General features: G+C 49.7%; 14 protein-coding genes. 8 read left to right on the top strand and 6 right to left on the bottom strand.

Annotation, left to right across the window (positions count from 1 at the left end; translation table 11 throughout):
• Positions 1 to 519, top strand: a complete 519-nt coding sequence (locus EYB48_RS10740) for a CNP1-like family protein (RefSeq protein ID WP_162020351.1) — start codon at positions 1 to 3, stop codon at positions 517 to 519.
• Positions 520 to 599: 80 nt separating this feature from the next.
• On the opposite strand, the gene proB is transcribed toward EYB48_RS10740, so the two are convergent.
• The 4 genes from proB to rplU all read right to left on the bottom strand — a co-directional run bounded on the left by proB (position 600) and on the right by rplU (position 3,939).
• Entirely contained in the window at positions 600 to 1,742 is a 1,143-nt protein-coding gene (gene proB, locus EYB48_RS10735; protein ID WP_162020350.1) for a glutamate 5-kinase, read from the bottom strand.
• Positions 1,743 to 2,019: 277 nt separating this feature from the next.
• Complete coding sequence (obgE, locus tag EYB48_RS10730) at positions 2,020 to 3,132, bottom strand: GTPase ObgE (protein WP_162020349.1); 1,113 nt, start codon at positions 3,130 to 3,132, stop codon at positions 2,020 to 2,022.
• Between the two features lie 186 nt (positions 3,133 to 3,318).
• Positions 3,319 to 3,576: a 50S ribosomal protein L27 gene (rpmA, locus tag EYB48_RS10725; RefSeq protein ID WP_162020348.1), complete on the bottom strand. Its 258-nt coding sequence runs from the start codon at positions 3,574 to 3,576 to the stop codon at positions 3,319 to 3,321.
• Positions 3,577 to 3,627: 51 nt separating this feature from the next.
• Positions 3,628 to 3,939: a 50S ribosomal protein L21 gene (rplU, locus tag EYB48_RS10720; protein ID WP_162020347.1), complete on the bottom strand. Its 312-nt coding sequence runs from the start codon at positions 3,937 to 3,939 to the stop codon at positions 3,628 to 3,630.
• A 346-nt stretch (positions 3,940 to 4,285) separates the two neighbouring features.
• Between rplU and ispB the strand changes: the two genes are divergently transcribed.
• The 7 genes from ispB to EYB48_RS10685 all read left to right on the top strand — a co-directional run bounded on the left by ispB (position 4,286) and on the right by EYB48_RS10685 (position 11,004).
• Entirely contained in the window at positions 4,286 to 5,215 is a 930-nt protein-coding gene (gene ispB / locus EYB48_RS10715) for an octaprenyl diphosphate synthase (protein WP_162020591.1), read from the top strand.
• Between the two features lie 228 nt (positions 5,216 to 5,443).
• The gene (pilB, locus tag EYB48_RS10710) at positions 5,444 to 7,171 is read left to right on the top strand and encodes a type IV-A pilus assembly ATPase PilB (RefSeq protein WP_162020346.1); all 1,728 of its coding nucleotides are present in this window, start codon (positions 5,444 to 5,446) and stop codon (positions 7,169 to 7,171) included.
• A 14-nt stretch (positions 7,172 to 7,185) separates the two neighbouring features.
• Entirely contained in the window at positions 7,186 to 8,412 is a 1,227-nt protein-coding gene (locus EYB48_RS10705) for a type II secretion system F family protein (protein WP_162020345.1), read from the top strand.
• Positions 8,412 to 9,275, top strand: coding sequence for a prepilin peptidase (locus EYB48_RS10700; protein ID WP_162020344.1), 864 nt, complete (start codon positions 8,412 to 8,414; stop codon positions 9,273 to 9,275). Before EYB48_RS10705 ends, EYB48_RS10700 begins: the two co-directional genes overlap by 1 nt.
• 4 nt (positions 9,276 to 9,279) lie before the next feature.
• On the top strand, positions 9,280 to 9,909 hold the full coding sequence (gene coaE, locus EYB48_RS10695) for a dephospho-CoA kinase (RefSeq protein ID WP_235935059.1): 630 nt from the start codon (positions 9,280 to 9,282) through the stop codon (positions 9,907 to 9,909).
• A gap of 135 nt (positions 9,910 to 10,044) precedes the next feature.
• Positions 10,045 to 10,800 carry a cell division protein ZapD gene (gene zapD / locus EYB48_RS10690; protein ID WP_162020343.1) on the top strand — a complete coding sequence of 252 codons (756 nt, stop codon included), beginning with the start codon at positions 10,045 to 10,047 and terminating at the stop codon, positions 10,798 to 10,800.
• Between the two features lie 27 nt (positions 10,801 to 10,827).
• Positions 10,828 to 11,004 (top strand): DNA gyrase inhibitor YacG, encoded by a 177-nt coding sequence (locus EYB48_RS10685; protein ID WP_162020342.1) that lies wholly within the window; start codon positions 10,828 to 10,830, stop codon positions 11,002 to 11,004.
• Positions 11,005 to 11,234: 230 nt separating this feature from the next.
• On the opposite strand, the gene EYB48_RS10680 is transcribed toward EYB48_RS10685, so the two are convergent.
• Complete coding sequence (locus EYB48_RS10680) at positions 11,235 to 11,720, bottom strand: hypothetical protein (RefSeq protein ID WP_162020341.1); 486 nt, start codon at positions 11,718 to 11,720, stop codon at positions 11,235 to 11,237.
• Positions 11,721 to 11,736: 16 nt separating this feature from the next.
• Positions 11,737 to 12,195, bottom strand: a 459-nt coding sequence (locus EYB48_RS10675) for a hypothetical protein (protein WP_202927760.1), incomplete at its 5' end; no start/stop codon positions are given.

The following is a 12,195-nucleotide window of genomic DNA, read 5'->3' as shown; positions in this document are numbered from 1 at the left end:
ATGCACAAACGATCCCTAATGACCTCAGCCTCACTGGCGCTGCTCCTGTTAGCGGGCAGCCTGCACAGCGCTACTGCGCTGGCGGCGGAAGACGAGCCTGACAAGGAATGGCGTGAAGTCGAGGTGCAATTACCGGCTGCACCTAAAAATGAAAATTTGCTGCCTTTTTATCAGTCCGGCAGCATGCAGTTTTTCATCGATGCGCCTTCCTTAAGTATCGCCAGTGATGGCACCATACGCTACACCTTAGTCGCCAGCAGTAGCGCAGGTGCGCGCAATGTGAGCTATGAAGGCATACGTTGCGCGACCTATGAAAGAAAGCTGTATGCCTTTGGCCGCAGCGATGGTACCTGGTCGCGTAGCCGTCGTGATGAATGGGATAAGATTTCGCAAACAGGCGCGAATAAGCAGCACCACAACTTATTCACAGAGTATTTTTGCGAGGGAAATACCATCGCCGGAAAAGCAAACAGCATACTTGACCGGCTGCGTGGCAAGCGCACTCTTTACGGCCGGTAAGCGTTCAGCACAGCTTGCGGCACAATCCGCAAGCTGCTGCCCTCATTACCAGGTGCTTAGCGCCAGCGCATCGCCTATGCTCAAGCCTCGCTGTGCGCTGGCGTAGTCAGCAGCACCAGATTATCACGGTGTATCAGCTCTGGCTCTTCGACAAAACCAAGTATCCCGGCAATATCCTGCGACGACTTTTGACGAATGCGGCGTGCATCGGCACTGCCATAATTCGACAAGCCACGCGCTATCGCATTACCCTGTTGATCAACGCACGTCACCGCCGCACCACGGCCAAATTCACCACTGACCTCAGTGACACCGATAGGCAGCAAAGATTTACCTTCCTTCAGCAGCTTCTGAACCGCACCGGCATCGAGCACAAACTGGCCTGCCGTTTGTAAGTGATCGGCCATCCATTGTTTGCGTGCTGCGAGTGGCGCCCGCTCAGAGACCAACTGCGTGCCTATGGCCTCGCCCTGAGCCAGGCGTATCAATACGTTTTCTTCACGTCCCCAGGCAATCACGGTGTGCGCACCGGAACTCGCAGCGCGCTTAGCTGCCAATATTTTGGTCAGCATGCCGCCACTACCCAGACTGCTGCCAGCGCCGCCAGCCATCGCCTCTAACGCGACATCTCCAGCGCGCGCCTGATGCACAAACTCCGCATCCGGCTGCTTGCGTGGATCGGCCGTGTACAAGCCCTTTTGATCAGTCAGAATAATCAGCGCATCAGCCTCAGTCAGATTTGCGACCAGCGCGCCCAGGGTATCGTTATCGCCAAATTTAATTTCATCGGTCACGACCGTATCATTTTCATTGATGATGGGGACGATGCCATAACCAAGCAACGTAAATAAAGTTGATCTTGCGTTCAGATAGCGCTCGCGGTCAGCCAGATCCGCATGGGTCAGCAAAATCTGTGCCGTGCCTAGCTGATGAACGCGGAAACTGCTCTCATAAATTTGTGCCAGTCCCATTTGTCCGACTGCCGCACAAGCCTGCAACTGATGTATGCCGGTCGGACGCTTATCAAAACCCAGCCTTTGCCGCCCCTCAGCAATTGCACCGGAACTGACTAAAATGACTTGCTTGCCCATCGCACGCAGCGCAGCGATCTGCGTCGCCCATTTGGCAATGGCAACGCTGTCCAGCCCCTTCCCATCATTGGTTACCAGCGAAGAACCGACTTTAATAATGATACGTTTTGCTTGTTGAATCACAGATTGCATAGTAAGACCACGACAAAGTAAGAATACGTTGATTGCTTGAATGCGGGGCTGACGACGATTGCTGAACGCACCAGATGTTCACCAAGCCTTACGACGCCCCGGCAGTATTGCCAATGCGTACAATTATACTTTATGTGGAATGAGATAATGAAATCTGAATATTATTTAGAATCAATTGAATTAATTGAGTATAAATATTGATTAATTTCATTAAATACAATCAACACTACCTGACCAGACCGACGTAAAAAAGGCCTGAACATTTCAGGCCTTTTTTTTATTCTTCTATCACTTTGAAACGTGGATCATCAGGATCAATCGAGAGTATGCCCTGGGCTTCCTCTTTCATTTTGGTTTCCTGGGAACGCTGTTCCTGGGTGCGTTTTTGTTCGAGATGCGCATAGATCGCAGTGACGAGGTCTTCACAACCTTCGCGGCTCAGAGCGGAAATCTCGAAAACCGGACCTTTCCAGGCAAAGCGTTTAATGAAATCCTTAACCTTCTTTTTGCGCTCGTCTTCACTTAATACGTCGAGCTTATTGAGTACCAGCCAGCGTGGTTTCTCATACAGGCTTTCATCGTATTTACGCAATTCCTTGATTAGGGCTTTTGCTTCCTTGACAGGATCGACATTCTCGTCGAAAGGTGCCAGATCGACGATATGCAACAAAATGCCGGTACGCTGCAAATGCTTCAAAAACTGTATACCCAGACCGGCACCATCGGCCGCGCCTTCAATCAGACCAGGGATATCGGCAATCACGAAACTCTTTTCATGGCTGACACGCACCATGCCCAGATTAGGATGCAGCGTAGTAAACGGATAATCGGCAATCTTAGGGCGCGCATTCGATACCGCGGTGATAAATGTGGATTTACCCGCGTTTGGCATACCAAGCAAACCAACGTCCGCTAAGACCTTCAACTCCAGACGCAATTCGCGGCGTTCACCTTCCTTACCTTCAGTACGCTGACGTGGCGCACGGTTGGTTGAGGTTTTGAAATGGATATTACCCCAGCCACCCTCACCGCCTTTGACCAGCTCAACCTGCTGACCATGCTCGGTCAGATCGGCAATCACTTCATCGGTATTGCGGTCTGAGATTAAAGTACCAACTGGCATGCGCAGGAAAATATCGTCCGCACCTTTACCGTAGCAGTCAGCGCCACGGCCATTTTCACCGTCTTTCGCCTTATGCAGCTTGGAATAACGGTAATCAACCAGGGTATTAATATTGCGGTCAGCAACCGCCCAGATACTGCCACCACGGCCACCATCACCACCATCCGGACCGCCGAACGGGCGGAATTTTTCGCGACAGAATGAGGCAACTCCATTACCGCCATCACCGGCGATCACTTCAATTCTGGCTTCATCAATAAATTTCATGTTAAGCACCTAAAAAAGCTTGTATAAATCTTTGCCACCCGATTGGTGCAACCGATTTATACAGGATCTCTCTGTTTCACTGACACACTATAGGACAGTTTGTGAAACCATAGAAAAAAAGGCTCTACCAATGGCAGAGCCTATTTATAGTACTGGCTTGCGCCTGATTTTGAATTACTTCAAAACTTAAGCTGCAACAACAATTGCGTACTGGTGCTTGTTTGCACCTTTGATCGCGAATTGTACTTTGCCGTCAACCAGAGCGAACAAAGTGTGATCTTTGCCCATACCAACATTTTCACCAGCGTGTACACGTGTACCGCGTTGACGAATGATGATACCGCCAGCATTGATAGACTGGCCGCCGTAAACTTTAACGCCTAAGCGTTTTGACTCTGAGTCACGGCCGTTGCGCGTGGTGCCGCCGCCTTTTTTGTGTGCCATTTAATAGCTCCTTGATACAGGTAATAAACAGTAATTCAGTGGAAACTGAAATTAACCGTTGATAGATACGATTTGCAATTCAGTGTAGTTTTGGCGATGGCCTTGACGCTTCTGGTAATGCTTACGACGACGCATTTTGAAAATACGTACTTTGTCGTGACGACCGTGATCTACTACCTTAGCCAGCACCGTAGCACCTGCGACCAATGGAGCACCAAATTTAATGGTTTCACCTGCGCCCAATGCGAGCACTTGATCAATGGTGATTTCGGAGCCAATGTCTGCAGGTATCTGTTCTACTTTAAGTTTTTCACCGGCAACAACTTTATATTGTTTACCGCCGGTTTTTATGACCGCGTACATGGGAAACCTCATCAAATAAATATAGGGAATTTCTTTTTTTGCCCAAGAACAAGGTTTGTTTTCGGGAAAACCCCAAATTATACATAGACTTAGCAGCAGCGTCAAAAACAATTTGCGTATTTTTTCAGCACCGCCGTTCTGCAGAAAACGGTTTTTTGCTTGTTAAAGATCAAATCAAGCGCTGTTTCTGAGTCTGTAACCGCGCGCTTACTGATTTTACTCATGATGCGAAGAGCAATTTTAGTCACCTCATCGTATAATCTCGGCGTCTAGAATTTTTTAGCAGGATCTTCCCTTGTCTGCCACAGCACAACCCAACCCGATTACCGATGTGATTGCCACGGATATGGTGGCAGTGAATCAAGTGATACGTCAGCAGCTGTATTCTGAAGTTGCACTGGTTAACCAGATCGCCGAATACATTATCAGCGCAGGCGGCAAACGCATTCGTCCGGTGTTGGTGCTACTGATAGCAAATGCCTACGGCTATCAGGGCAAACACCATTTCGATCTGGCCGCCATCGTGGAATTCATCCATACCGCCACCTTGCTGCATGATGATGTGGTTGATGAATCCTCCCTGCGCCGTGGCCGCCAAACCGCCAATGCAATGTTCGGAAATGCCGCCTCAGTATTGGTCGGTGATTTCCTGTACTCGCGTGCGTTCCAGATGATGGTTTCCATTCAAAGCATGCGCGTCATGCAAATCCTGGCTGATGCGACCAATGTGATCGCTGAGGGTGAAGTGTTGCAATTACTCAACATGCATGATCCCGATGTCTCAGAAGAACGCTATCTGCAAGTGATACGCTCCAAAACTGCCAAATTGTTTGAGGCAGCCGCCGAAATAGGCGCCTTAATTGCCGGAGCCAATGACGCTCAAATCAGTGCTGCCGGCGAATACGGACGTTCCATTGGTACCGCTTTCCAGCTGATCGATGACGTGCTGGACTATTCCGGCAATGCCGATGACATAGGCAAAAATGTAGGCGATGATTTGCGCGAAGGAAAACCAACCCTGCCACTGATCTATCTGATGAAAAACGGCTCAGATGCAGAGCGGCAACTGGTGAGAACTTGCATAGAGCAAGGCGATGAATCGCAATTCAATGCAATTCTGCAAGCCATCACCGACTCTGGTGCACTCGAATATACGCGCAACAAAGCACTGGCCGCAGCTGCGCTTGCGAAACAATCAGTTGCTGACTTGCCAGATTCCGCATACAAAGCAGCCTTGCTCGCGCTCACCCAGTTTGCGGTCACCCGCAATCATTGAACTACAATTCCACTGAAGCACACGCAGCGCCGGGCGGTCACCGCCGGCGCGTGTTTCACCCTTTCTGAAAAAGTGACTTTTCACGCTATACCCGGCGAGTGTTGCGCCCGGGGATAGTGTGACTCTGCACATATGTAAAAAAGAGTAGCATCGCTTTACAAATACTGGCTTCAGTTGCATTATCGCTAGGCAACTGATTGTTTTGGCAAACCTTACCGATAAGTCACTATGTCCGCTGTCCCTCCGAACTCTGCTCCCGCGGCCAGCACGCCTGGTCTTGCTCGCGCATTAATGCAAGGTAACTTATTAAATACCACGCAACTCGATATTGCGCTGAAGAAAGCCGCAGCCGATAAATCTCCTTTTATTGATGCGCTGATTTCCAGTGGTTCTATGAGTGCCAGAGATGTCGCCAGCTTTTGCTCTGACACCTTTGGCTATCCCTTACTCGACTTATCTGCTATTAACGAAGAGCTGCTCCCGGAAAAATTGGTGGATCTCAAGCTGATGCTGTCACAGCGTCTGGTTCCCATTTCTAAAAAGGGCAACAAACTGTCGGTCGCCATTGCTGATCCGACCAATAATTCAGCACTGGATCAGGTGAAATTTCAAACCAGCCTGGCATTGGAAATTATCATCGTGCAGCACGATGTACTGAGCAAGCTGCTGGAAAAAATCGGCAAGACCTCAGAGCAAAGCCTGAGTGAGCTGGCTGGTGATGATTTTGAACTGGATTTTAAAGAAGAAGACCTGAATCAGGCGGCAGCCGACGCGCAAGCCAATGAAGTCGATGATGCGCCTATCGTCAAATTCCTGCAAAAAATGCTGATCGATGCGATCAACCTGGGCGCATCAGATTTACATTTTGAACCCTTCGAAAAGTTTTACCGCATCCGCTTCCGTATCGATGGCGAGCTGCGTGAAATCGCGCAACCACCACTGGCGATCAAAGACAAATTATCGTCCCGTATCAAGGTGATTTCCAAGCTGGATATTTCGGAAAAACGGGTACCGCAAGATGGCCGCATGAAGCTGTATCTGAATGCGAATAAGTCGATCGATTTCCGTGTGAGTACCTTACCGACTTTGTTCGGTGAAAAAATCGTTATGCGTATTCTGGATGGTTCGCAGGCGCAAATGGGTATTGATGCGCTGGGCTATGATCCGGATCAGAAAGAAACGCTGCTCAATGCGATCACGCGCCCATATGGCATGGTATTGGTAACCGGGCCTACTGGCTCCGGTAAAACCGTTTCGCTCTACACCTGTCTGAACGTGATCAACAAGCCCGGCATCAATATCTCGACTGCAGAAGATCCGGCTGAGATTAACTTGCCCGGTGTGAACCAGGTTAACGTGAATGACAAGGCGGGGCTGACCTTTGCCGCAGCCCTGAAGTCGTTTCTGCGTCAGGATCCTGATGTCATCATGGTGGGTGAGATTCGTGACCTGGAGACTGCGGATATCGCAATCAAGGCAGCGCAAACCGGTCATATGGTCTTTTCCACGCTGCATACCAACGATGCGCCATCCACCCTGACACGTTTGATGAATATGGGTGTCGCACCATTTAATATTGCGTCTTCAGTCATTCTGATTACGGCGCAACGTCTGGCGAGACGCTTATGTACCTGCAAGCGTCCCGCGACGGTGCTGGATGAGGTATTGCTGGCCGCTGGCTTTAAAGAAGAAGATCTGGATGGCAGCTGGAAACCTTACGAGCCGGTCGGCTGTGATCGCTGTAGTGGCAGTGGCTATAAAGGCCGGGTCGGTATCTATCAGCTGATGCCGATTTCTGAGTCCATCGAGCGCATTATTCTGGCCAGTGGATCTGCCTTGGATATCGAATCACAGGCACAAAGCGAGGGCATACGCAATCTGCGCCAGTCAGGCCTGCTCAAAGTCAAACAAGGTCTGACCAGCCTCGAAGAAGTGCTCGGCTGCACCAACGAATAACCGGAGTCCATTAAATGGCAACAAATCCCCAGAAACCAGCCAAGCAAGTCAAAGAAGTTCTTTACGCCTGGGAAGGCAAGGACAAATTTGGCAAAAAAGTGCAAGGAGAAATGCGCGCTGGCGGCGAGGCAATCGTCAATGCGACCTTGCGCCGCCAAGGTGTTCTGGTCACCAAGCTCAAGAAAAAAAGCTATAGCTCGGGCAAACGCATTACCGATGCCGACATTACCTTATTCACACGTCAGTTAGCGACGATGATGAAAGCCGGCGTTCCCTTATTGCAGTCGTTTGATATCGTGGCAAAAGGAAACGCCAACCCTTCTGTCTCCAAGCTACTGCAAGACATACGCGGCGATGTAGAAACCGGGACCAGCCTGAATCAGGCTTTCCGCAAATACCCTCTCTATTTTGATCCGCTGTTCTGCAATCTGGTTGGCGCCGGTGAGCAGGCAGGTATCTTGGAAGACTTACTGACGCGACTCGCAATTTACAAAGAAAAAACCCAGACTATCAAGAAAAAGATCAAGTCTGCCCTGACCTACCCTATCGCTATTTTGTCGGTTGCCTTCATCGTCACCGCTGTGATTATGATCTGGGTAGTACCTGCATTTAAAGAAGTCTTCATGAGTTTTGGCGCAGAGTTACCTGCACCCACACTGTTTGTGATGGCACTGTCAGACTTCTTCGTCACCTACTGGTACATTATCTTTGGCGGTCTGTTCGGCGCGATTTACTTTTTCTTCCAGACCTGGCGACGCTCATTGCAAATGCAAAGAGCGATGGACCGTATCCTGTTGCAGGCACCTATTTTTGGCGCTGTGATCCGTAAAGCGACCATCGCACGCTGGACCAGAACCTTGTCGACCATGTTTGCGGCCGGTGTACCGCTGGTCGAGTCTCTAGATTCGGTAGGCGGTGCCGCTGGCAATGCAGTCTACCTGGATGCAACCATTAAAATTCAGACTGAAGTCAGCACCGGTACCAGCCTGACCGTCGCCATGCAAAATGCCAATGTTTTCCCAAGCATGGTCACACAAATGGTCGCGATTGGTGAAGAGTCCGGCGCGCTCGACAATATGCTGGGCAAAGTCGCCGACTTCTATGAAGAAGAAGTGGATGAAGCGGTCGCCTCTTTATCCAGCCTGATGGAGCCGTTGATTATGGTCATCCTGGGTGTGCTGATCGGTGGCCTGGTGGTTGCGATGTACTTACCAATTTTCAAACTGGGTTCGGTTATCTGATGTTGCAAGAGATTTTTTTCCAAGCGGGAGCAAACTGGTTTGCAACATGTTGTTTTGCTGTGATCGGTTTACTCACTGGCAGCTTTCTGAATGTGGTGATCTACCGGCTGCCAAAAATGATGCAAAGGCAGTTCGACAATGATCTGGCGGAAGAATTGGGCAAGCAGCCGCCACATACTGAGCGCTATAACCTGGTCGTACCGCGTTCTGCTTGCCCGCATTGCGGGCATCATATCCGGGCCTGGGAAAATATCCCGGTTATCAGTTACCTGCTAATAGGCGGCAAATGCACCAGTTGCAAAGCACACATCTCGGTGCGTTATCCCTTAGTGGAAATGATCACCGGAGCGCTGGCAGCCGCGATGGCCTGGCATTTCGGCACCGGCGTTACGGGAATGGCAGCGACAGTATTTTGCTTTTTTTTGATTACCCTGACGCTGATCGACGCGGACACCCAGTTCCTGCCCGATGATCTGACCTACAGCCTGCTTTGGCTGGGTATGTTACTGAGTCTGACTGGCGCTTTCTCCACCCCAGCCGCCTCAATTTTGGGCGCGGTCGCGGGCTATCTGTCTTTATGGCTGGTATTTCACCTGTATCGTCTGCTGACAGGCAAAGAGGGCTTTGGTTACGGCGATTTCAAAATGCTGGCGGCGCTTGGTGCCTGGCTGGGATGGCAAATGCTGCCGCTGATTATTCTGGTCTCTTCCTTAGTCGGCTCTGTAGTGGGTATCACCCTGATACTCTTATCTAAAATGGGCTTTGAAACAAAACTGTCCTTCGGCCCTTATCTGGCAATGGCAGGCCTGATTGCAATGCTCTGGGGCCCGCAGATCGTGCAGGCCTATCTCAGCCATTTATGAGTTGATGATGGGCCTGGAAAAGTTCAGCCTGGGTCTGACCGGAGGCATAGGCAGCGGTAAAACGACCATCGCGAATGCATTTCAGGCACTGGGCGCCAGCCTGATCGATACCGACCTGATCGCTCACGCTCTGACCCGGAAAGATGGCCTTGCGATTCCGCAGATACGCGAAGAATTTGGCGATCAGGCGATTTCCGGTGATGGCAGTATGGACAGAGCCAGAATGCGCGCATTGGTCTTCAATGACAGCGCTGCCAAACTCAGGCTGGAAGCCATTTTGCATCCGCTGATACGTGCTCAGACTGAGCAGGCAGCCACCAGCGCAACAGGGGACTATCTGATTTTTGTGGTACCGCTACTGGTGGAGTCAGGCAACTGGAAGCAAAGAGTGGATCGTATCCTGGTCGTCGATTGTGCGGAGGAAATCCAGATAACTCGTGTGATGCAGCGTAACCAGCTAAGCCGGGAACAAGTATTGGCCATCATGCGTAATCAGGCTTCTCGACAAGAAAGACTGGCCGCAGCAGACGATGTCATCCTTAACCAGGATGGTCTGCATCTCATCAAACCTCAAATTCTGGCCCTGCATCAGACCTACCTGAACATGTCTGCCCAAAAATCAGGCAGTAACTGAGCTATATCGGTTTGCGGAACGAGATCCTGCAAAAACAATTCTTAAAAAACGCACATGGTATTTGTATTTTCTGACAGTATGGTTCAGAATCACGTGGAGCTGAGCTTGGCACATATTTAGAACAGGGATACTATTTTGATTGTTTACGAATACCCTTTCAACGAGCGTATTCGCACGCTATTGCGGTTGGAAGACCTGTACGAAAAATTCAATTTTTTCCTGCACCAGTCAGATCCACTGCAGCATCACGTTGCGCTTGCCACCATTTTTGAAATGTTGGAAGTCGCTGGCCGTGCCGATCTTAAATCAGATTTGCTGCAGGAACTCGAACGTCAAAAGCATACACTGATCAGTTTCAAATCCAATCCCAATGTGCAGGCAGAAATGCTGGATAAAGTCCTGGAAGAAGTTGATCAGGCCAGCTCTGCGCTGATCGCCAGCACAGGAAAAACCGGTCAGCATATCCGCGAAAATGAATGGCTGATGAGCATACGTGGCCGTACTATCATACCGGGTGGTGCCTGTGAGTTTGATTTACCAAGCTACCATGCCTGGCAGCAGAATCCGCCAGAAAAACGCTTTGCTGATATTTCTGCCTGGTTTGCGCCGATTGCACCGCTGTTTACTGCGATCAGCGTGGTATTACGGCTATTGCGCGAATCTGGCACCACCTCCAAGGTGATCGCCCAATCTGGCAGTTATCAACAAATGCTGCAAGGCAAGGTGTACCAGCTTTTGCGTGTGAATATTCCTCAGGAACTTGGTGCCATTCCTGAAATTTCGGCCAACAAATACATGCTCTGGATACGTTACATGAATCAGGATGGTGACATGAAGCCTAAAGCCTCCGAGCACGATATCCCATTTGACCTGACACTCTGTAACTTCTGATTACGTACTGATTAAGCACTGATTAACATGACCACCTTTGTCAATTGCCCGACCTGTCAGGCAAAAGTCGCATGGACGCCCGACAGCACATGGCGTCCTTTCTGCTCCGATCGCTGCAAACAAATCGACCTGGGTGCCTGGGCCGAAGAGAAATACACTATTCCCGCCGTCAATCTGCCGGAAGACCCGAAGCAGGCTGAGTAAGTTAAGCGAATATAGATTCAGCAAACAAATAAATTGAAAAATAGCGATTTACTTGTATCAGTTGCGACCCGATCTGACACTCCCCCGGTTTGAAGAGTGGTATTGTCAGATCCAGCTGAACTAATACAACTTAATTGATGCTTTACCGGGCTGAAATGCTGCGCTTCGCCAACCTATCTAGCTCGGGCTACATGTGCTGGTGGCTAATGGTTGACCCCGTCTTCCATGCTTCAGGTCAATATGAACAAGCCTGCGCCCCTCACTTTCGCCGCGAATGTAGCCAAGTCTGTCGCACGCTCAAGCAACGCCAGGTCAGTTCGATCATACCGCCCGATAATTCTGACATTGGCGGACGAAAAATAAACGTCCATAGATTTTTTCTCACGAAGGCTTGCAACAACGATCTCACAAAATTTCGGATCATTGGCATTCATTAATCGGAGCGGCGCAGGCCGATTGCAGATCACGCCCCCCACAGCTAACGAATTATAAAAATCTAAGAACTTGCGTTCGCCTACCAAATACTCATCCATCGCACCTGCTATGACTGCTGTCCCGTAGCACAGCGACTTGCTTGCGTCAGCCTCCTCCTCAGTTAGCCAGTGGTCAAATAAAGATACATTTATGGCCACATATCCGATCAACGAAGGATCAACCTCACCGATCTCTATCTCTGGAAAATAGGCATCAAAAGGTCTAGTTAAACTGTGTTTCATGCTCATTCACCTTTTACTACTTACGAAGTACAACACCATCAGAGTTGAGCGTCGCTACGCGATTCCCCGCGCGATCAACAAGTTTAAATGCACTACCGCCATGCGAATTGCCACCGGCGCGATCCGGCGTTATCTGATAGCCCGATTTTTGATCCTGAAATCTAACTTCACCATCGACCTTCACGCGGCGGTCAAACTTCAGAATATCAACCTTATCGCCTTTCTCAAGCTTTTCATTTGGTTTTTTATACTGATCTTCCTTTTGATCCCCTTCTTCTGGGGGCGGAGTCGCAGGAGCAGTGTTTGTATTTTTTGGAAATAACTTAACTATTGCTCTTGCTATTGGATCCCCTTTTGACGACTGCACAGGGGAATAAAATGGCTCGATAGGTTCGACCGGCTTTCTCTTTACACCTTCAATAACAACTATCTGCGGCTCACGTCCATCCGGATCAACAAATTTATACGGATTATT

This window comes from Cognatundibacterium crateris, from assembly GCF_010078235.1.
Lineage (GTDB): Bacteria > Pseudomonadota > Gammaproteobacteria > Burkholderiales > Burkholderiaceae_D > Undibacterium > Undibacterium crateris.
The sequence above is the reverse complement of the archived record's forward strand: the minus strand, read 5'-3'. Positions and strand labels throughout refer to the sequence as shown.